This window comes from Streptomyces sp. VRA16 Mangrove soil (assembly GCF_017377775.1).
Taxonomy (GTDB): Bacteria; Actinomycetota; Actinomycetes; order Streptomycetales; family Streptomycetaceae; genus Streptomyces.
On record NZ_JAFVLN010000003.1, the window covers coordinates 443,592 to 464,140 of the forward strand.

The following is a 20,549-nucleotide window of genomic DNA, read 5'->3' on the forward strand; positions in this document are numbered from 1 at the left end:
AAGCATCTTTTCGCGGACGTCCGCGCCGAATTCCCCCGTATGCACGCAGGGTGTGTCAGGCACGGATGTGCGCTACTCCCCGGGCCGTACGTTCCAGGCCGCGATGACGGGCCGGTCGTGCTCGGTGGAGAGGCGGCTGACCGTGCCGGTGGCCAGCTGGAAGAGCCGGCCCGCGGCGGGGGCGAGGCCGAGGCGGCGAGCGGTGAGCACGCGCAGGAAGTGCGCGTGGGCGACGAGAACGACATCGCCTTCGTCCTCGGTGAGCGCCCGGTCCACGCGGGACAGGACACGGTCGGCGCGCTCGCCGACCTGCTCGGGCGTCTCCCCCTCGGGGACGCCGTCGGTCCACAGGTCCCAGGTGGGACGGGTCCGATGGATCTCGCGGGTGGTGATCCCCTCGTACGCCCCGTAGTCCCACTCGTGCAGGTCGGGGTCGGGGGTGGCCCCCACCAGGCCCGCCAGGTAGGCGGTGCGGACCGCGCGGTCCAGCGGGCTGGTGAGGACCCGGGCGAAGCTCCGTCCGGCGAAGAACGGGGCGAGGGACTTGGCCTGTTCCTCGCCGTTGCGGGTGAGGGGCTTGTCCGTACGGCTGGTGTGCTGTCCGGACAGGCTCCACTCCGTCTCGCCGTGGCGGACCAGCAGGAGGTCGCCCATGGCGTCGATCATCCCTTTCGAGAGAAAGTGACTGCGGTTGTGGTGAGGTGACGAACCCTCGGTGAACGCCGGTGCTACTGCTTCTTCTCGACCGCGTGGCCGCCGAACTGGTTGCGCAGCGCGGCGATCATCTTCATCTGCGGGGAGTCGTCCTGGCGGGACGCGAACCGCGCGAAGAGCGACGCGGTGATCGCGGGCAGCGGGACGGCGTTGTCGATGGCGGCCTCGACGGTCCAGCGGCCCTCGCCGGAGTCCTGCGCGAAGCCGCGCAGGTCGTTCAGGTGCTCGTCCTCGTCCAGGGCGTTGACGGCCAGGTCGAGCAGCCAGGAACGGATGACCGTGCCCTCCTGCCAGGAGCGGAAGACCTCGCGGACGTCGGTCACCGAGTCCACGGCCTCCAGCAGCTCCCAGCCCTCGGCGTAGGCCTGCATCATCGCGTACTCGATGCCGTTGTGGACCATCTTGGAGAAGTGGCCCGCGCCGACCTTGCCCGCGTGGACGTAGCCGTAGTCGCCCTCGGGCTTGAGCGCGTCGAAGACCGGCTGCACCTTGGCGACGTTCTCGGCGGAGCCGCCGACCATCAGGGCGTAGCCGTTCTGCAGGCCCCACACGCCGCCGGAGACACCGGCGTCGACGAAGCCGATGCCCTTGGCGGCGAGCTCCTCGGCGTGCTTCTCGTCGTCCGTCCAGCGGGAGTTGCCACCGTCGACGACGATGTCGCCCTCGGACAGCAGGTCCTTCAGCTCGTCGACGGTCGACTGGGTCGCGGCGCCGGCCGGGACCATCACCCACACCACGCGCGGGCCGTCGAGCTTCTCGACGAGCTCCTCGAGGGAGGCGACGTCGGAGATCTCCGGGTTGCGGTCGTAGCCGATGACATCGTGGCCGGCACGGCGGATGCGCTCGCGCATGTTGCCGCCCATCTTGCCGAGACCGATGAGACCAAGCTGCATGTCAGTTCACTTACTTTCAGCGCTAGTTGACGAGAGGGGATGACTAGTTGCGGCCGCGCAGGGCGCGGTAGGTGGCGACCAGGGCCTGCGTGGAGGCGTCGAGTCCCGCGACCTCCGCGCCTTCGGTGAGGGCGGGCTCGACACGCTTGGCGAGGACCTTGCCCAGCTCGACGCCCCACTGGTCGAAGGAGTCGATGTTCCAGACGGCGCCCTGGACGAAGACCTTCTGCTCGTAGAGCGCGATGAGCTGGCCGAGGACCGACGGGGTCAGCTCCTTGGCGAGGATCGTCGTGGTGGGGTGGTTGCCCTTGAACGTCTTGTGGGCGACCAGTTCCTCGGCGACGCCCTCGGCGCGCACCTCGTCCGGCGTCTTGCCGAAGGCGAGCGCCTGGCCCTGCGCGAACAGGTTGGCCATCAACAGGTCGTGCTGGCCCGCGAGTTCACCGAGCTCCTCGACCGGGTTGGCGAAGCCGATGAGATCCGCGGGGATCAGCTTCGTGCCCTGGTGGATGAGCTGGTAGTAGGCGTGCTGGCCGTTGGTGCCCGGGGTGCCCCAGACGACCGGACCCGTCTGCCACTGCACTGCGCGGCCCTCACGGTCCACGGACTTGCCGTTGGACTCCATGTCGAGCTGCTGGAGGTACGCGGTGAACTTGGACAGGTAGTGCGAGTAGGGCAGCACCGCGTGCGACTGCGCGCCGTGGAAGTTGCCGTACCAGATGCCCAACAGGCCCAGGATCAGCGGGGCGTTGGCCTCGGCGGGGGCCGTGCGGAAGTGCTCGTCGACGAGGTGGAAGCCGTCGAGCAGCGCACGGAAGTGGTCCGGGCCGATGGCGATCATCAGCGACAGGCCGATGGCCGAGTCGAAGGAGTAACGGCCGCCGACCCAGTCCCAGAACTCGAACATGTTGGCCGTGTCGATGCCGAAGTCGGAGACCTTCTCGGCGTTGGTCGACAGGGCGACGAAGTGCTTCGCCACGGCGCTCTCGTCGCCGCCGAGACCGGCCAGCAGCCAGGTGCGGGCCGCGGTCGCGTTGGTGATCGTCTCGATCGTGGTGAACGTCTTCGAGGCGATGATGAACAGCGTCTCGGCCGGGTCGAGGTCACGGACGGCCTCGTGCAGGTCGGCGCCGTCCACGTTCGACACGAAGCGGAACGTCAACTCCCGTGCGGTGTACGGGCGCAGGGCCTCGTACGCCATCGCGGGACCGAGGTCGGAGCCGCCGATGCCGACGTTGACGACGTTCTTGATGCGCTGGCCGGTGTGGCCGGTCCACTCGCCGCCGCGGACCCGGTCCGCGAAGACGGCCATCTTGTCGAGGACCTCGTGCACCTTCGGCACGACGTTCTCGCCGTCGACCTCGACCACGGCGTCGGCCGGGGCGCGCAGCGCGGTGTGCAGCACGGCGCGGTCCTCGGTCGTGTTGATCTTCTCGCCGCGGAACATGGCGTCGCGCTGCCCGAACACGTCGGTGGCCGTGGCCAGTTCCTGGAGGAGGGCGAGCGTCTCGTCCGTGACCAGGTTCTTCGAGTAGTCGATGTGCAGGTCGCCGACCTGGACCGTGTAGCGCTCGGCGCGCTGCGGGTCGGCGGCGAACAGCTCGCGCAGGTGCGTGCCGTTGAACTTGGCGCGGTGGTCCTCCAGGGCGGTCCACTGGGGGCGGCGCGTCAGCAGGGGCTTGCTGTCAGGCATGTTGAACAGACTCCTTCCAGGAGCCGGGCTCCCCGTGCAGCGCGACGGCGTACATCTCGTCGGCGTCGAGGCGGCGGAGCTCTTCGGCGATCAGCTCGGACGTCGTGCGGACCTTCAGGGCGAGGGTGCGCTCCGGCTGGCCGGGCAGGGTGAGCGTGGCGAGGGGGCCGTCGGGCCGGTCGATGACGATGTCACCGTTCGCGGTACCGAGGCGGACGGCCGTGACGACGGGCCCGTCCGTGGTGACCCGGGCGACCGGGACGCGGAGCCGGGCGCCGAGCCAGCGCGCGAGCAGCTCGGCGCTGGGGTTGTCGGCCTCGGACTCGACGGCGGCCGAGACGATCTGCGTGCGGGCCTGGTCCAGGGCGGCGGCCAGCATGGAGCGCCACGGGGTGAGGCGGGTCCAGGCGAGGTCCGTGTCGCCGGGGGCGTAGGACCGGGCGCGGGCCGCGAGGGCGGCGATCGGGTCCTCGACGGCGTACGCGTCGGTGATCCGGCGGGCGGCGAGCGCGCCCAGCGGGTCCTTGGCGGGCTCGTCGGGGGCGTCGACCGGCCACCAGACGACGACCGGCGCGTCCGGGAGCAGCAGCGGCAGGACGACGGAGTCGGCGTGCTTGCCGACCTCGCCGTACATGCGCAGGATCACGGTCTCGCCGGTGCCGGCGTCGGAGCCGACCCGGACCTCCGCGTCGAGGCGGTTGCCCTGCCGGTCGCGCTGCGAGCGCGCGGTGCGCTTGATGACGACCAGGGTGCGCGACGGGTGCTCGTGGGACGCCTCCTGGGCGGCCTTCGTCGCGTCGTACGCGTTCTCCTCGTCCGTGACGATGACCATCGTCAGGACCATGCCCACGGCCGGGGTCCCGATGGCCCGGCGCCCTTGCACGAGCGCCTTGTTGACCTTGCTTGCCGTGGTGTCGGTCAGGTCGATCTTCATGGCCTGCGCCAGCTCCGTCCGTCTCGTGCGAGCATCTCGTCCGCTTCTCCCGGGCCCCAGCTGCCCGAGGCGTACTGGGCGGGCCTGCCGTGGGTGTCCCAGTGCTTCTCGACGGGGTCGAGGATGCGCCAGGACTCCTCCACCTCTTCCGTGCGCGGGAAGAGGTTGGCGTCGCCGAGCAGCACGTCCAGGATCAGACGCTCGTACGCTTCGGGGCTGGACTCCGTGAACGACTCGCCGTACGCGAAGTCCATGGAGACGTCACGGATCTCCATCGAGGTACCCGGGACCTTCGATCCGAAGCGTACGGTCATGCCCTCGTCCGGCTGGACCCGGATGACGACCGCGTTCTGGCCGAGTTCCTCGGTGGAGGTGGAGTCGAACGGGGAGTGCGGCGCGCGCTGGAAGACGACCGCGATCTCGGTGACGCGGCGGCCCAGGCGCTTGCCGGTGCGCAGGTAGAACGGGACGCCCGCCCAGCGGCGGTTGTCGATCTCCAGCTTCACCGCGGCGTAGGTGTCGGTCTTGGAGGCCGGGTCGATGCCGTCTTCCTGCAGGTAGCCGCGGACCTTCTCGCCGCCCTGCCAGCCCTCGGCGTACTGCGCGCGGACCGTGGAGCTCTCCAGGTCGGCGGGCAGCCGCACGGACTTGAGGACCTTCAGCTTCTCGTTGACGAGGGACTCGGCGTCGAACGCGGCCGGTTCCTCCATCGCCGTGAGGGCGAGCAGCTGGAGCAGGTGGTTCTGGATGACGTCACGGGCGGCGCCGATGCCGTCGTAGTAGCCGGCGCGGCCGCCGATGCCGATGTCCTCGGCCATCGTGATCTGCACGTGGTCGACGTACGACCGGTTCCAGATCGGCTCGTACATCTGGTTGGCGAAGCGGAGCGCCAGGATGTTCTGGACGGTCTCCTTGCCGAGGTAGTGGTCGATCCGGAAGACCTGCTCCGGGTCGAACACGTCGTGCACGATCGCGTTGAGCTCGCGCGCCGACTGCATGTCGTGGCCGAACGGCTTCTCGATGACGGCACGCCGCCACGAGCCCTCGGGGGCGTCCGCGAGTCCGTGCTTCTTGAGCTGCTGCACGACCTTCGGGAAGAACTTCGGCGGGACCGACAGGTAGAAGGCGTAGTTGCCGCTGGTGCCGCGCTTCTCGTCCAACTCGTCGACGGAGGCGCGCAGCTGCTTGAACGCGGTGTCGTCGTCGAAGTCGCCGGGGATGAACCGCATGCCCTCGGCGAGCTGCGCCCAGACCTCCTCGCGGAACGGCGTACGGGCGTACTCACGGACCGAGTCGTGGACGACCTGGGCGAAGTCCTGGTCCTCCCACTCGCGGCGGGCGAAGCCGAGGAGCGAGAAGCCCGGCGGCAGCAGGCCGCGGTTGGCGAGGTCGTAGACCGCCGGCATCAGCTTCTTGCGGGACAGGTCGCCGGTGACGCCGAAGATGACGAGCCCGGAGGGGCCCGCGACGCGCGGCAGGCGGCGGTCGCGGGGGTCACTCAGCGGGTTCTGCCAAGCAGTGGTGCTCACTTGACCTGCGCCTCCTTGGCGGACAGGGCGGTCTGGACGGCGGCCAGCAGGTCGTTCCAGGCGATCTCGAACTTGGACACGGCCTCGTCCTCCAGCTGCTGGACGACCTGGTCGTAGGAGATGCCGAGCTTCTCGACGGCGGCGAGCTCCTCGCGGGAGGTCTCGTAGGTGCCCGAGACGGCGTCGCCGTGGATGTCGCCGTGGTCGGCGGTGGCGTTGAGCGTGGCCTCCGGCATCGTGTTGACCGTGCCCGGGGCGGCGAGCTCGTCGACGTACAGGGTGTCCTTGTACGCCTTGTCCTTGACGCCGGTCGAGGCCCACAGCGGGCGCTGCTTGTTGGCGCCCGCGGCCTCCAGCTGGGTGGCGCGCTCGGAGGCGAAGACCAGCTCGTAGGCCTCGTAGGCGAGACGGGCGTTGGCGAGGGCGGCCTTGCCGCGGACGGCCTTGGCCTCGTCGGTGCCGAGGGCGTCGATCCGCTTGTCGATCTCGGTGTCGACGCGGGAGACGAAGAACGAGGCGACGGAGTGGATGGTGGAGAGGTCGAGGCCGCGCTCGTGGGCCTTCTCCAGACCGGCCAGGTAGGCGTCCATGACGGCCTTGTAGCGGTCGAGGGAGAAGATCAGCGTGACGTTGACCGAGATGCCGAGGCCGATGACCTCGGTGATCGCCGGGAGGCCCGCGAGGGTCGCCGGGATCTTGATCATGACGTTCGGGCGGTCGACGAGCCAGGCGAGCTGCTTGGCCTCGGCGATGGTGGCCTCGGTGTGGTGGGCCAGGCGCGGGTCGACCTCGATGGAGACGCGGCCGTCGCGGCCGTTCGTCGCGTCGTACACCGGGCGCAGGATGTCCGCGGCGGCGCGGACGTCGGCCGTCGTCATCATGCGGACGGCCTCGTCGACGGTGACGCCGCGGACGGCGAGGTCGGCGAGCTGGTCCTCGTAGCCCGCGCCCGAGCCGATGGCGGCCTGGAAGATCGACGGGTTCGTGGTGACACCGACGACGTGGGACGTCTCGATGAGCTCGGCGAGGTTGCCGGACTCGATGCGCTGACGGGACAGGTCGTCCAGCCAGATGGAAACGCCTTCGTCGGAAAGGGCCTTGAGGGGCGACGAGGAGGTGCCGGCGTTGCTCATGTTCTTCTTCATCTTCTTTCGCGTACTGAGGTGCGTAGTGATCAAGCGCGGGCGGCGGCCAGAGATTCCCGGGCCTGGGCGGCGACGTTCTCGGCGGTGAAGCCGAACTCCTCGAACAGGACGTTCGCGTCGGCGGAGGCGCCGAAGTGCTCCAGCGAGACGATGCGGCCGGCGTCGCCGACGTAGCGGTACCAGGTGAGGCCGATGCCGGCCTCGACGGCGACGCGGGCCTTGACCGACGGCGGCAGGACGGACGCGCGGTACTCGGCGTCCTGCTCCTCGAACCACTCGACGGACGGCATCGACACGACGCGGGTGGCGACGCCCTCGGCCTCCAGCGTCTCGCGGGCGGCGACGGCGAGCTGCACCTCGGAGCCGGTGGCGATCAGGATGACGTCCGGGGTCTCCTCAGAAGCCTCGACGAGGACGTAACCGCCCTTGGCCGCCTGCTCGTTGGCCTCGTAGGTGGGGACGCCCTGCCGGGTCAGCGCCAGGCCGTGCGGGGCCGGCTTGACCGAGCCGCGGCGCAGGATCTCGCGCCAGGCGATGGCCGTCTCGTTGGCGTCGGCCGGGCGGACGACGTTCAGGCCCGGGATGGCGCGCAGCGAGGCGAGGTGCTCGACCGGCTGGTGCGTCGGGCCGTCCTCGCCGAGGCCGACGGAGTCGTGCGTCCAGACGTAGGTGACGGGCAGCTGCATGAGGGCCGACATCCGGACGGCGTTGCGCATGTAGTCGGAGAACACCAGGAAGGTGCCGCCGTAGATGCGGGTGTTGCCGTGCAGCGCGATGCCGTTCATCTCGGCGGCCATCGAGAACTCGCGGATGCCGAAGTGCACGGTGCGGCCGTACGGGTCGGCCTCCGGCAGCGGGTTGCCGGCCGGCAGGAAGGAGGACGTCTTGTCGATCGTCGTGTTGTTGGAGCCGGCGAGGTCGGCGGAGCCGCCCCACAGCTCGGGGACGACCGGGCCGAGCGCCTGGAGGACCTTGCCGGAGGCGGCGCGGGTGGCGACCTTGGAGCCGGTCTCGAAGGACGGCAGGGCGTCCTCCCAGCCCTCGGGGAGGCGGCCCGCGAGGACGCGGTCGAGGGTCGCGGAGCGCTCCGGCTCGGCGCCCCGCCACTCGGCGAGCTTCTTGTCCCAGGCGGCGTGCGCCTCGGCGCCGCGGTCCAGGGCCTTGCGGGAGTGGGCGATGACCTCGTCCTCGACGATGAAGGACTGCTCCGGGTCGAAGCCGAGGACGCGCTTGGTGGCGGCGATCTCGTCGGCGCCGAGCGCCGAGCCGTGCGAGCCCTCGGTGTTCTGCTTGGTCGGGGCCGGCCAGGCGATGATCGTGCGCATCGCGATGATCGAGGGGCGCCCGGTCTCGGCCTTGGCGGCGGCGAGCGCCTCGTACAGGGCCTTGACGTCGACGTCGCCGTTCTCCTGCGGGGTGATCCGCTGCACGTGCCAGCCGTACGCCTCGTAGCGCTTCAGCACGTCCTCGGAGAAGGCGGTCTCGGTGTCGCCCTCGATGGAGATGTGGTTGTCGTCGTAGACGAAGACGAGGTTGCCGAGCTTCTGGTGTCCGGCGAGGGACGAGGCCTCGGCGGAGACGCCCTCCTCCAGGTCGCCGTCGGAGACGATGGCCCAGATGGTGTGGTCGAACGGGGACTCGCCGGCCGGGGCCTCGGGGTCGAACAGACCGCGCTCGTAGCGGGCGGCCATCGCCATGCCCACGGCGTTGGCGACACCCTGGCCGAGCGGGCCCGTGGTGGTCTCGACACCGGCGGTGTGGCCGTACTCGGGGTGACCGGGCGTCTTGGAGCCCTGCGTGCGGAACGCCTTCAGGTCGTCCAGGCTCAGCTCGTAGCCGGCCAGGAAGAGCTGGGTGTAGAGGGTGAGGCTGGTGTGGCCGGGCGACAGGACGAAGCGGTCGCGGCCCGTCCACTCCGGGTCGGCCGGGTCGTGGCGCATGGCCTTCTGGAAGATCGTGTACGCGGCGGGCGCGAGGCTCATCGCCGTACCCGGGTGACCGTTCCCGACCTTCTGCACGGCATCGGCCGCCAGCAGGCGGGCGGTGTCGACGGCACGCTGGTCGAGCTCGGTCCACTCGAAGGGGCGAGCGAAAGGCTCGAGGCCGTCCGGTGTGTGCGTGCTCATCTGTATGGCTTCCTTCGCATCCGTTGCATGTCCGTCGTGCCATTGGGCACAGTCGCCCGGGACCAAAGTCCCTGGTCGACCCACCTATGAACTTAAAGGTCATACTTTTGGCGAGGTAGGTGCACCCGTGCCACCGTTCGGTGAAAATGGGACACCTGCAGGAAGTGAAGCCAAGGACGGTTGATGACGGAGCAGGGCCCCGCGCAGACGAGCGCACATCTGGGAGCGACCCCCGAGGATCGAGCGCAGATCCGCACGTATCCCTTCGACCCGAGCGCGAGCGTCTCGGGCGTCGGGATACAGATCGGGCCGATGGGCACGGACGGTCCGTGGGCGGGCGGCGTCGGCCTGTCGCGCCGCGTGCATCGCATCGACTTCCACGTCCTGCTGTTCTTCCGCGAGGGCCCCGTGCGCCACATGATCGACTTCACGGAGTACGAGGTCGGGGCGGGCGACATTCTGTGGATCCGCCCGGGGCAGGTGCACGGCTTCTCGGCCACCGAGGAGTACGTGGGCACGGCCCTGACGATGCAGCCCGGCTTCCTGCCGCGCGCGATCGTCGAGGCGACCGGCCTGTACCGCTACGACCGCCCGCCGCTGCTCCACCCCGACGAGGCCCAACTCGCCGCGCTGGACGCCTCGTTGGAGCAGCTGAGCCGCGAGTACCTGGACACCTCGACGCTGCCGCTGAGCCTCCACACGAACGTCCTGCGGCACTCCCTGACGGCCTTCATGCTGCGCGTGGCGCATGTGTCGGCGCAGGCCGCCGCGGACGAGTGCCGGCCGCAGCCGGACACGACGTTCAGCCGGTTCCGGGCGGCGGTGGAGAAGCAGTTCACGACGAACCACAGCGTCAGCGCGTACGCCGACGAACTCGGCTACTCGCGCCGCACCCTGGTCCGCGCGGTCCGCGCGGCGACGGGCCTGACCCCGAAGGCGTTCATCGACCGGCGCGTGGTCCTGGAGGCGAAGCGCCTGCTGGCCCACACAGATCTGCCGGTGGGCCGGATCGGGGCGGCGGTCGGCGTGCCCGACTCGGCGAACTTCTCGAAGTACTTCCAGCAGCACGCCGGGCTGACACCGGCGGCGTTCCGGGCGGAACAGGTCTGACCCGCCCGCGCCCGCGGCAGCGGGCGGCCCGAGCCCCCGCTCCTCGCCACCCTCCGTTTCACCCCGCGCAACGGGGCCCGGAGACCGGTCCGGCATCCGACCGCACGCGGGGCGCCGCGCCGACCGTCACTCCCCCACCGGCGTCTGCCTGCTGAAGAGCAGGCACATGTCGAGCGTGGCCTGCGCGTGGACGCGGAACTCCGCGCGGGCCCGCTCGGCGTCGCCCGCGACGATCGCCCGGGTCAGCGGCTCGTGGAGCCGGCCCGGGGTCGAGCGGGCCTCGGCGCCGCCGGGGTGGGCGGCGAGGAGCAGGGTCAGTTCGTGCTGGATGCCCTGTTCGGCCTCCCACAGGCGCCGGGAGCCGGAGAGTTCGGCGATGGCGAGGTGGAACGCGGCGTCGGCGGTGCGGTAGCCGTCCGCGTCGGGCAGCAACTCATGGGTGCGGGCGGCCAGTTCGCGCAAGCGCCGGTGCCCTTCGGCGTCGGCGCGGCGGGCCGCGCGCGCCGAGGCCTCGCCGGAGACCGCCTGCCGCCAGGCCGTCAGCTCCTCGACCTGGTCGGCGGGGTACGGATGCAGGGCGACGAGCTCCTTCATGCGCGACAGGACGTCCTCGACGACGTACGTGCCGCCCCTGTAGCCGCGCCGCGTCTCGACGAGGCCCTCCTCGCGCAGGACCGCCATGGAGTGCCGCACCGTCATGGGCGCGACGCCGAACATCTCCGCGAGCGCCTTCTCCGAGGGGAAGCGGTCCCCCGCGACGAGCATCCGCGCGCCGATCAGCTCGCCCAGCCGGCGGGCGATCGCCTCCGCGGCGCCACCCGCGCGGACGGGGCGGATGTGCCGGCTCCAGACGTCCGCCTCCGGCACCCCCTCGCCCCGCGCCCCGCTCTCCCCCGCCAACAGCTCTCGGTTCCTTCGCGGTGACCCTTGTTCCCCATGAACTCTCACCTCTAGGTTTCAGCGCGCGACGGTACTTTCCTAGCCCGCGGAGAGCTTATGAGCAGCACCCTTGCGCCCGTCATCGGCATACCGGTCCGGCTGAGCCCGGCGGACGCCCCGGACACCGACCCGCGGGTCGCCGGCGCCAACCGGATCTTCGACGACATCGTGACGCTCGTACGGGAAGCGGGCGCGACGCCGCTGCTGCTGTCCCCCGGCGCGGACCTCGACGCCGCACTCGCGCGCTGTCACGGGTTCGTGGCGCCCGGCGGCGGTGACGTCGACCCGGCGCTGTACGGCGGGCCCGTCGGCCATCCGGCGCTCTACGACGTGAACCGGGAGCAGGACGCCCTCGACCTGGCCGTGATCCGGCACGCGCTCACCGCCGGACTGCCGCTGCTGGGCATCTGCCGCGGCCTGCAACTGCTCAACGTGGCCCGCGGCGGCACCCTGCACGTGGATCTCGCCCCGGGTTCCGTGGTGCACGACCCGCCGACCGGCACCGAGTGGGCGCCGCACGACGTGGAGCTGGAGCGGGGCAGCCGGTGCGCGCGGGCGTACGGGCGTGAGCGGCTGCCCATCGCCTCCGGTCACCACCAGGCCGTGGACCGGGTCGGCCAGGGGCTGCGGGTCGTGGCGCGGGCCGCCGACGGCTGCGTCGAGGGGCTGGAACCGGTGGACGGCGGCGGGGCCTGGCTGGTCGCCGTGCAGTGGCACCCCGAGGCCGATGTACCCGAACCCGCCCTGCGCGCCCCGCTGTTCGAGGCTCTCGCCCGCGCCGCGGCGCCCGCCACGGAACGCGCGCACCGACCGACGGGCGGCCCGGACCCGACAGCCCGGCGCCGCCCCGGGCCCCGCCGGTCAAGCGCCGCGGGGGCTTAGATTGGCCCCATGTCACGCACCGCCCCCACCTGCCCCTGCGGCCTTCCCGCGTCTTACGAGGAGTGCTGCGGCCGGTACCACTCCGGCCGGAGCAACGCGCCGACCGCCGAAGCCCTGATGCGCTCCCGCTACAGCGCCTTCGTCCGCGAGGACGGGCCGTATCTGCTGCGCACCTGGCACCCGGACACCCGGCCGACCGGCATCGACTTCGCCGACGCCCCGGAGTGGACCGGCCTGGAGATCACGGAGACCACCGACGGGTCCGCGTTCCACCAGCGCGGCACCGTCACCTTCCGGGCCCGCTTCAAGGGCGGCGAGCTGCACGAGCGCAGCCGGTTCAGCCGGGTCGACGGGGCCTGGGTGTACGTCGACGGCGACTTCATCGAGTAACTCCCGCTCCCCGTACGGCGGTTCAGGGCGCCAGGATGTCCAGCTCCTGGAGGGCGCCCACCGCGATCTCCCGCGTGAGCGCCTCCGCGCGCTCCGCGTCGCCCTCCCGCACCGCCTCCGCGACCCGTACGTGCAGGGTGACCGCCGCCGGGTCCGGGTCCTCGAACATGACCTGGTGATGGGTGCGGCCCGAGAGCACCTCGGCGACCAGGTCGCCGAGGTGGGCGAACATCTCGTTGCCGGACGCGTTGAGCACCGTCCGGTGGAACTCGATGTCGTGGATCAGGTACTTCTCCAGCTGCTGGCCGCGTGACGTGGCGACCATGCCGAGCGCGCACTCGGTGAGCGCCGCGCACTGTTCCGCCGTGGCGTGCCGGGCCGCGAGGCCCGCGGCGACCGGCTCCACCGCCGAGCGCAGCACCGTGAGCGAGCGCAGCTGGCGCGGGCGGTCCGCGCCGGCCAGGCGCCAGCGGATGACCCGCGGGTCGTAGACGTTCCACTCCGCCCGGGGCAGCACCGTCACGCCGACCCGGCGCCGCGACGCCACCAGGTTCATCGACTCCAGGACCCGTACCGCCTCGCGCATCACCGAACGTGACACCTCGAACCGCTGCGCCAGCTCGTCCGTGCGCAACACGCTGCCCTCGGGGTACTCCCCCGCGGTGATGGCGGGACCGAGGCTGTCGAGTACACGGGCATGCAGCCCACGGTCCTGAGTGGTCATGGGAAAAGACTAGCCCGGGCTCAATAGTCTGACTTTTAGATCACATCCTCTTGAATTTGTCGGACGTATTGGGTTCAGTGTCGTGACACAGCGATGTCGATGAAGACAGCGAGGCAGCACAGCGATGAGCACCCCCCATGTCGTCGTGGTCATGGGCGTGGCAGGTACCGGCAAGACGACGATCGGTCCCCTGCTCGCCGAACGGCTCGGCGTTCCCTACGCCGAGGGCGACGACTTCCACCCCGAGGCCAACATCGCCAAGATGTCGGCCGGCACCCCTTTGACCGACGACGACCGCTGGCCGTGGCTGGACGCCATCGGCGGGTGGGCGCACGGCCGGGCGGGTCTGGGCGGGGTGGTCTCCAGCTCCGCGCTCAAGCGCAGCTACCGCGACCGGCTGCGAGCTGCCGCGCCGGGTGTCGTCTTCGTCCACCTCACCGGTGACCGCAAGCTCATCGAGGACCGGATGAAGGCCCGCCAGAACCACTTCATGCCGACCGCGCTGCTCGACTCGCAGTTCGCCACGCTCCAGCCGCTCGCGGCGGACGAGGCGGGCGTCGACGTCGACGTGGCGGGCTCCCCCGAGGAGATCGCGGACCGGGCCGTCGAGGCCCTGACCGCGCTCGACTCAGCCGCCCCGCAAGGCTAGGCCCTCCACACCCCGCAGTCCCCACCCCCCGCAGTCCCCTCCCCATCCACGTTCAAGGGATAAGACCGTGACCAGTCTCAGCGTCGAGATGCTGGCAGCGGACACCGTCGAGCCGATCACGTCCGCGGGCCATGCCCAGCTCGGGATCGCCGTGCTCGCGGGCATCGCCGTCATCGTCCTGCTCATCACGAAGTTCAAGGTCCACGCCTTCCTGGCGCTGACCATCGGCTCGCTCGCGCTCGGCGCGTTCGCCGGAGCTCCGCTCGACAAGGTGATCACCAGCTTCAGCAGCGGCCTCGGTTCCACCGTCGCCGGTGTCGGTGTCCTGATCGCGCTCGGCGCGATCCTCGGCAAGCTGCTCGCCGACTCCGGCGGCGCCGACCAGATCGTCGACACGATCCTCGCCAAGGCCGGAAAGGCGGGCGGGAAGGCCATGCCGTGGGCGATGGTCCTCATCGCCGCGGTGATCGGCCTGCCGCTCTTCTTCGAGGTCGGCATCGTGCTGCTGATCCCCGTCGTCCTGATGGTCGCCAAGCGCGGCAACTACTCCCTGATGCGCATCGGCATCCCGGCCCTCGCCGGTCTGTCGGTCATGCACGGCCTGATCCCGCCGCACCCCGGCCCGCTCGTCGCGATCGACGCGGTCGGCGCCAACCTCGGCATCACGCTGGCGCTCGGCATCCTCGTCGCGATCCCGACGGTGATCATCGCCGGTCCGGTGTTCTCGAAGTACGCGGCGAAGTGGGTCGACGTCCCGGCGCCCGAGAAGATGATCCCGGCGCGCGCCTCGGAGACGCTGGAGAAGCGCCCGTCCTTCGGCGCCTCGGTCGCCACCATCCTGCTGCCCGTCGTGATGATGCTGTCCAAGGCCCTGGTCGACATCGTCGTGGACAACCCCGACCACACGATCCAGCGCGTCTTCGACGTCGTCGGCTCGCCTCTGATCGCGCTGCTCGCAGCCGTCCTCGTCGGTATGTTCACCCTCGGCCGCGCCGCGGGCTTCACCAAGGGCAAGCTGCAGGAGACCACCGAGAAGTCCCTCGCCCCGATCGCCGGTGTGCTGCTGATCGTCGGCGCGGGCGGCGGCTTCAAGCAGACCCTGATCGACTCCGGCGTCGGCCAGATGGTCCTGGACATCTCCAAGGACTGGTCGATCCCGACGCTGCTGCTGGCCTGGCTGATCGCGGTCGTCATCCGCCTCGCCACCGGCTCGGCCACCGTCGCGACCGTCTCGGCCGCCGGTCTGGTCGCGCCCCTCGCGGCGAACATGACCGACACCCACACGGCCCTGCTCGTGCTGGCGATCGGCGCGGGTTCGCTGTTCTTCAGCCACGTCAACGACGCCGGGTTCTGGCTGGTCAAGGAGTACTTCGGGCTCAGCGTCGGCCAGACCGTGAAGACCTGGTCGGTGATGGAGACGATCATCTCCGTCGTCGCGGGCGGATTCGTGCTCCTGCTGTCGCTGGTCATCTAGCGCGGCTCGTACGACACCCGAAGGGCGGCCCGACTCCGGACGGGCCGCCCTTCGGGCTTGACTTGGAGAGCACTCCAACGTCTTTACTTCCGGCCATGAAGTACACACAGCTCGGACGCACCGGACTCAAGGTCGGCAGGCTCGTGCTCGGCACGATGAACTTCGGCGGGCAGACCGACGAGAAGGACTCCCACGCCCTCATGGACGCCGCGCTCGACGCGGGCGTCAACTTCTTCGACACCGCGAACATCTACGGCACGGCCGAGGAGCGGGGCGCCACCGAGCGCATCCTCGGCGAGTGGTTCGCGCAGGGCGGCGAGCGGCGCGACAAGGTCGTCCTGGCCACCAAGGTCTACGGGAACATGGAGAACGGCACACCGCCCGGCTCGACGGGCTGGCCCAACCACACCCGCCTGAGCGCCCTCAACATCCGCCGCTCCGTGGACGCTTCACTGAAGCGGCTGCAGACCGACCACATCGACATCTACCAGTTCCACCACGTCGACCGGGACACCCCGTTCGACGAGATCTGGCAGGCGATGGACGTCCTGATCCAGCAGGGCAAGATCCTCTACGCCGGGTCGTCGAACTTCCCCGGCTACAAGATCGCGCAGGCCAACGAGCAGGCCCGCGCCCACGGCCGGGTCGGACTCGTCAGCGAGCAGTGCCTCTACAACCTGTTCGAGCGGCGCGCCGAGATGGAGGTCATCCCGGCCGCGCAGGAGTACGGGGTCGGCATCATCCCGTGGTCGCCGCTGCACCAGGGACTGCTCGGCGGGGCCCTGCGCAAGCAGCGCGAGGGCGTCGGTTCGCGCACCCTGATGGGCCGGGCCGCCGACGGAACGGCCGACACGGCGGTGCGGACGAAGATCGAGGCGTACGAGAACGTGGTCGCCGAGCACGGTCTGGAGCCCGGCGAGGTCGCCCTGGCATGGCTGCTGACGCGGCCCGGCGTCACCGGGCCCATCGTCGGACCGCGCACCCGGGAGCAGCTGGACTCGGCGCTGCGGGCCGTCGAACTCACCCTCCCCGAGGAGCTGTTGGCGTCGCTCGACGAGATCTTCCCGGGCCCTGGGCCGTCCCCGGAGGCCTTCGCCTGGTGACCCTGTCAGGGGTCAGGGCAGCCACTCGCCGTGTTCCCGCTCCGCCCAGTCGCGCCGTACGAACCCGGTCCGCATCCCCGCGCGTGCCTCGGGGTCGGCGACGGCCATCCCGATGTGCCCGGCGAGGACGATGCCGAGCGCGAGGGAGAGCCAGTCGTGCACGAAGGTGGAGCCGGTGCGCCAGGACAGCGGGGCGAGGTGGGTGAACCACATCAGCAGGCCGGTGCCGAGCATCACCAGGACGGCGCCGGCCAGCCAGGACGCCCACACCTTCTGCCCGGCGTTGAACTTGCCCGCCCTGCGGCCCTGTTGCCGCCGCACCGCCTTGCGCAGCCACTCCCGGTCGTGCGGGCCGAACCGGTTGAGGCGGCTCAGGTCGGCGCGGAACGCCCGGGACACGAGGCCGACCAGGAACGGGGCGGGCAGCAGCAGCCCGGCCCACTCGTGGACGGTGACGACGAGGGCGCGGCGCCCGACGAGTTCGGCGAGCTGAGGAATGTACAGACAGGCGGCGGTCACGACGCACACGCCCATGAGGGCGGCGGTGGTGCGGTGCACCCAGCGTTCCGCCGCGGTGAACCGCCGTACGCGGTCGGCCGATGGTGCCGGCCGGACCTCAAGTGGTGGGTGCATCGTCCCGCCCGTTCGACCGGCCGACCCAGGCGTCGACGTCGTAGCCGCGTTCCTCCCAGTAGCCGGGCCGCACCTCGTCGGTGACGGTGATCCCGGAGAGCCACTTCGCGGACTTGTAGAAGTACATGGGCGCCACATAGAGGCGGACGGGTCCGCCGTGGCTGTGGCCGAGGTCCTTGTCCTGCATGCGCAGGGCCACCAACACGTCGTCGCGGCGCGCCTGTTGGAGGGTGAGGCTCTCGGTGTACGCGCCGTCGAAGCAGGTCAGGCGGACGGCCCTGGCGGCAGGGCGCACCCCCGCGGCGTCCAGGATCCGCGAGAGCCGCACGCCTTCGAAGGGCGTGCCCGGCACCCGCCAGCCCGTGACGCACTGCACGTCGTGGACGAGACGGGTCTGGGGCAGCGCCCTCAGTTCGGGGAGCGTGTACGTGGCCGGGTGCTCGACGAGACCGTCGACGGTGAGCCGGTAGCTGTGCTCGTCCTTGTGCGGGACGGACGCGGTCACCGAGTAGTACCGGAAGCCGCCCCCGGCGGGCAGCAGTCCGGTGACGCCGGTCGGGTCCTTGGAGGTGACGCTCTCCACGGCGCGCTGCAGCGCGGGCGCGGCCGCGACGCCGAGGGCGCCCGCGCCGAGCATGCCGAGGATCAGGCGGCGGCCCAACGGGGCGCCGCGTTCTTCTGTACCGGGGTCGTCGTGCGGTTCCACGTCGTGATTCGAGCACGTCCGGGTGGAACGGGGCCAGGGGCGGGGCCGGTTCGTCAGACTTCCGTCACATCGTGCGGGCCGCGCGCGGGGCGCTACGCCTCCCTGCGCTTCTCCAGCTGGAACGCCTCGTTGCCGAGGCCGATGCGGGCGTGCGCCTCGGGGTTGCGGGCGCGCAGGACGAGGCTGTACGCGACACCGGCCAGGGCGGCGAGGGCGATGAGGCCGGGCAGGATCCAGTTCAGGGCGGAGTCGGGGCCCGACCCGACGAGCAGGTCGAAGTCCTTGACCGTGTAGCCCGCGATGGCCAGCAGGGCGAGGCCGGAGACCGCGGAGGCGGCGAGGCGCGGGCCCTGGGCCCGTGCGGCGCCGCGCCGCACGAAGAAGACGATGACGGCGAGGGAGGCGGCGGCCATGAGCAGGATGACGCCGAGCGCGCCCACGTTGCCGCCCCAGGTGAACAGGCGCAGCACGGGGGCGGTCGGGTCGCCGGCGGCGCCGGGGTCGGTGACGGCGAAGGCGATCACGACGACCGCGGCGATCCCCGTCTGCAGCAGCGACCCGGCACCGGGCGCGCCGCTCGCGCTGTTGGTGCGGCCGAAGGCGGCCGGGAGGAGTCCTTCGCGGCCCATGGCGAACGCGTACCGGGCGACGACGTTGTGGAAGCTGAGCATCGCCGCGAACATCCCGGTGATGAACAGGACGTGCACCGCGTCGGTGAAGGTGGCGCCGAGCCGGTCCTCGGTCAGCGCGAAGAGCAGCCCGGCCGACTGCTTCCGGGACTGGCCGACGATGGCGGCGGGCCCGGTGGCCACGGTCAGCGCCCAGGAGCTGAGCGCGAAGAAGACGGCGACGCCGCCCACCGCGAGGTACATGACGCGCGGCACGAGGATGTGCGGGCGGCTGGTCTCCTCCGCGTACACCGGCGCCTGCTCGAAGCCCGCGAACGCCGCGATGCAGAAGCACAGGGCGGTGCCGATGCCGACGCCGGAGAGCGTGTCCGGGTTGAACGCGTGCAGCGAGACGCCCTCCTTGCCCGGGTCGCCGAGCGCCGCGACGTCGAAGATCACGACGAGGGCGACCTCGATGAGGAGCAGCACGCCGAGCACCCGCGCGTTGATGTCGATCTTCAGCAGTCCGCACACGGCGACGACCGCGACGGCCGCCAACGCCGGTATCCACCAGGCTATGTGAAGTTCGAGGTGCTCCTGCGCGAGCGAGGAGACCTCGAAGCCGAAGATGCCGAAGATGCCGACCTGGAACGAGCTGTAGGCGACGAGCGCGACCAGGGCCGCGGCGGACCCGGCGGTCGGGCCGAGACCGCGGGTGATGTACGCGTAGAACGCGCCGGCGTTGTGGACGTGCCGGCTCATCTCCGCGTAGCCGACGCTGAACAGGGCGAGGACGACACCGAGCGCGAGGAAGAGCAGCGGCTGCCCGACGGCGCCGACCACGGCGAAGGTGGTGGGCATGACGCCGGCCACCACCATCAGCGGGGCCGTCGCGGCGAGCACGGACAGCAGCAGCCCGGCCGTGCCGAGCCGTCCGGCGCGCAGCGCTCCCTCCTGCCCCTTGAAGGTGCTGATGTCCGGCGTGGATGTCGTGCTGCCGGTGGCTCTCGAACTGCCCGTGGTCATCGCGGGGCCGTCCCTTCCGATGTCTGGTCGGTGTGGTGAGGTGCGGTTCAGACCGCGCCGAGCGCGGCGTCGCGTGCGGTGCGGAACGCCTCGTAGGGGTCCTGGTCGCCGTACGACCAGGGGGCGGTGGTGACGTGCGGTCCGATGCGGTGGAAGAGGGCGGCGGCCTCGGCGGGGCGGCCCTCGCAGTACTTGGCGTGGGCGAGGAAGTTGAGGTCGATACGGGACCGCGGGTGCACGGTGCCGGCCCGGTCGTACGGGTCGCCCCACTCCAGCCACCAGTCGAAGGCCGCCTTCATGACGAGGCGGGCGCGCCGCCCGGTCCAGTGCCCGGAGCGCTTCGGGTCGCCGGGCACCATGCCGGCCCTGGCGAGCACCCGGAACCGCTCGGCGTGCGCGATCACCGGAAGGACCGCCAACGGCGAGTCGGGCGGGGCCTGTTCGGCGGCCCAGGCCGCGAAGTCGTACACCTCGTGCAGCGGGTCCTGCCCGGTGTCGGGGCGCCGTTCGGCGAGCCTCTCCACCATCAGGTGGTGCGCGTGGTGGTGCACGGGATGGCGCAGCCGCACCTCGTCGAAGAGGCGTACGACGTCCTCCTCGCGACCCGACGTCCGCTCCAGCAGGAGCAGCCCGAGCCAGGGGGTGGGGTCGTGCGGCACCCGTTCCGCGCTGTCGAGGCAGGCCGCGCGGGCCTTGTCGGGGCGGGCCTTCCCGGCGACGGCGCGGTGCACGGTGGCGCAGGCGAGCAGCACGGGCGCGTCCGCGGACTCGGGTTCGACGAGCCGCCAGTCGCCGGCCCAGGCGGCGGCCGTGGGCTCCTGCGCGAGGGCCATCATGCGGTGGCCGCGGCGGTCCCAGTCGTCGCCGGTCGCGGCGAGCAGCGCCCGGGCCTCGGTCCAGCGGCCCTGTGCGAGAGCGGTGCGGGCGGCCACGAGCCCGGCGTCGTCGAGTGCGGGGTCGCCGAAGCCCGTGGGGTGCGCGGGCTTCCTGCGGGGACGCCCGAGCGGAGGCGGAGGTGGGGGCACCGCACGGTTCCTCTACGGATCGCTTCGGCTCCGCGCGACGCTGCGCGGCCAGGTCAATGATCACGGACAGCAAAGCGGTAGGGGGCGCTCCGCGTCAAGGGTGATCCAGTGACGGAACTCACCAACTGGCCATGGATCACCAGGAGTTGGCCTTGGACCATATTCAACTTGCATAGTCAGGGCTGGAGTTGCTCCAGTGACACGAGTACGCGACGGGCCGGCATCGATCGCGGAAGGCCGGGCACT

General features: G+C 71.2%; 19 protein-coding genes. 6 read left to right on the forward strand and 13 right to left on the reverse strand.

Annotation, left to right across the window (positions count from 1 at the left end; translation table 11 throughout):
• Positions 1-72: 72 nt before the first annotated feature.
• The 7 genes from J3486_RS11420 to tkt all read right to left on the reverse strand — a co-directional run bounded on the left by J3486_RS11420 (position 73) and on the right by tkt (position 9,034).
• A complete protein-coding gene (locus tag J3486_RS11420) occupies positions 73-654 on the reverse strand; it encodes a histidine phosphatase family protein (RefSeq protein WP_207820094.1) in 582 nt (193 codons plus the stop codon).
• A 74-nt stretch (positions 655-728) separates the two neighbouring features.
• The gene (gnd, locus tag J3486_RS11425) at positions 729-1,607 is read right to left on the reverse strand and encodes a phosphogluconate dehydrogenase (NAD(+)-dependent, decarboxylating) (protein ID WP_207820095.1); all 879 of its coding nucleotides are present in this window, start codon (positions 1,605-1,607) and stop codon (positions 729-731) included.
• Between the two features lie 43 nt (positions 1,608-1,650).
• Positions 1,651-3,300 carry a glucose-6-phosphate isomerase gene (gene pgi, locus J3486_RS11430; protein ID WP_207820096.1) on the reverse strand — a complete coding sequence of 550 codons (1,650 nt, stop codon included), beginning with the start codon at positions 3,298-3,300 and terminating at the stop codon, positions 1,651-1,653.
• Complete coding sequence (opcA, locus tag J3486_RS11435) at positions 3,293-4,234, reverse strand: glucose-6-phosphate dehydrogenase assembly protein OpcA (protein WP_207820097.1); 942 nt, start codon at positions 4,232-4,234, stop codon at positions 3,293-3,295. The genes pgi and opcA overlap by 8 nt, the downstream gene beginning before the upstream one ends.
• Complete coding sequence (gene zwf, locus J3486_RS11440; protein ID WP_207820098.1) at positions 4,231-5,763, reverse strand: glucose-6-phosphate dehydrogenase; 1,533 nt, start codon at positions 5,761-5,763, stop codon at positions 4,231-4,233. The genes opcA and zwf overlap by 4 nt, the downstream gene beginning before the upstream one ends.
• A complete protein-coding gene (gene tal / locus J3486_RS11445) occupies positions 5,760-6,908 on the reverse strand; it encodes a transaldolase (protein WP_207820099.1) in 1,149 nt (382 codons plus the stop codon). Before tal ends, zwf begins: the two co-directional genes overlap by 4 nt.
• Positions 6,909-6,937: 29 nt before the next feature.
• Positions 6,938-9,034, reverse strand: coding sequence for a transketolase (gene tkt, locus J3486_RS11450; RefSeq protein WP_207820100.1), 2,097 nt, complete (start codon positions 9,032-9,034; stop codon positions 6,938-6,940).
• Between the two features lie 183 nt (positions 9,035-9,217).
• Here tkt and J3486_RS11455 point away from each other — a divergent pair, with 183 nt between their 5' ends.
• Positions 9,218-10,144 (forward strand): AraC family transcriptional regulator, encoded by a 927-nt coding sequence (locus tag J3486_RS11455; RefSeq protein ID WP_229377832.1) that lies wholly within the window; start codon positions 9,218-9,220, stop codon positions 10,142-10,144.
• A 126-nt stretch (positions 10,145-10,270) separates the two neighbouring features.
• Here J3486_RS11455 and J3486_RS11460 read toward each other — a convergent pair whose 3' ends face one another.
• Entirely contained in the window at positions 10,271-11,044 is a 774-nt protein-coding gene (locus J3486_RS11460) for a FadR/GntR family transcriptional regulator (protein ID WP_207820101.1), read from the reverse strand.
• A 96-nt stretch (positions 11,045-11,140) separates the two neighbouring features.
• On the opposite strand from J3486_RS11460, the gene J3486_RS11465 reads away from it, so the two are divergent.
• Together J3486_RS11465 and J3486_RS11470 are read left to right on the forward strand one after the other, a co-directional pair.
• Complete coding sequence (locus tag J3486_RS11465; protein WP_207820102.1) at positions 11,141-11,965, forward strand: gamma-glutamyl-gamma-aminobutyrate hydrolase family protein; 825 nt, start codon at positions 11,141-11,143, stop codon at positions 11,963-11,965.
• A 9-nt stretch (positions 11,966-11,974) separates the two neighbouring features.
• Entirely contained in the window at positions 11,975-12,355 is a 381-nt protein-coding gene (locus J3486_RS11470; RefSeq protein WP_207820103.1) for a YchJ family protein, read from the forward strand.
• A gap of 22 nt (positions 12,356-12,377) precedes the next feature.
• Here J3486_RS11470 and J3486_RS11475 read toward each other — a convergent pair whose 3' ends face one another.
• Positions 12,378-13,079 (reverse strand): FadR/GntR family transcriptional regulator, encoded by a 702-nt coding sequence (locus J3486_RS11475; RefSeq protein WP_207820104.1) that lies wholly within the window; start codon positions 13,077-13,079, stop codon positions 12,378-12,380.
• A gap of 124 nt (positions 13,080-13,203) precedes the next feature.
• Here J3486_RS11475 and J3486_RS11480 point away from each other — a divergent pair, with 124 nt between their 5' ends.
• The 3 genes from J3486_RS11480 (at position 13,204) to J3486_RS11490 (ending at position 16,305) form a co-directional block, all read left to right on the forward strand.
• On the forward strand, positions 13,204-13,728 hold the full coding sequence (locus tag J3486_RS11480; RefSeq protein ID WP_207820105.1) for a gluconokinase: 525 nt from the start codon (positions 13,204-13,206) through the stop codon (positions 13,726-13,728).
• A gap of 67 nt (positions 13,729-13,795) precedes the next feature.
• Positions 13,796-15,202: a gluconate:H+ symporter gene (locus tag J3486_RS11485; protein WP_207820106.1), complete on the forward strand. Its 1,407-nt coding sequence runs from the start codon at positions 13,796-13,798 to the stop codon at positions 15,200-15,202.
• Between the two features lie 95 nt (positions 15,203-15,297).
• A complete protein-coding gene (locus tag J3486_RS11490; RefSeq protein WP_207820107.1) occupies positions 15,298-16,305 on the forward strand; it encodes an aldo/keto reductase in 1,008 nt (335 codons plus the stop codon).
• 12 nt (positions 16,306-16,317) lie between these two features.
• On the opposite strand, the gene J3486_RS11495 is transcribed toward J3486_RS11490, so the two are convergent.
• The 4 genes from J3486_RS11495 to J3486_RS11510 form a co-directional block, all read right to left on the reverse strand.
• Entirely contained in the window at positions 16,318-16,938 is a 621-nt protein-coding gene (locus J3486_RS11495; RefSeq protein WP_207820108.1) for a cytochrome b/b6 domain-containing protein, read from the reverse strand.
• Positions 16,922-17,575 carry a molybdopterin-dependent oxidoreductase gene (locus tag J3486_RS11500; RefSeq protein WP_229377926.1) on the reverse strand — a complete coding sequence of 218 codons (654 nt, stop codon included), beginning with the start codon at positions 17,573-17,575 and terminating at the stop codon, positions 16,922-16,924. The genes J3486_RS11495 and J3486_RS11500 overlap by 17 nt, the downstream gene beginning before the upstream one ends.
• A gap of 161 nt (positions 17,576-17,736) precedes the next feature.
• Positions 17,737-19,278: an APC family permease gene (locus J3486_RS11505; RefSeq protein WP_207820110.1), complete on the reverse strand. Its 1,542-nt coding sequence runs from the start codon at positions 19,276-19,278 to the stop codon at positions 17,737-17,739.
• A gap of 47 nt (positions 19,279-19,325) precedes the next feature.
• Positions 19,326-20,303 carry a hypothetical protein gene (locus tag J3486_RS11510; protein WP_207820111.1) on the reverse strand — a complete coding sequence of 326 codons (978 nt, stop codon included), beginning with the start codon at positions 20,301-20,303 and terminating at the stop codon, positions 19,326-19,328.
• Between the last annotated feature and the right edge of the window lie 246 nt (positions 20,304-20,549).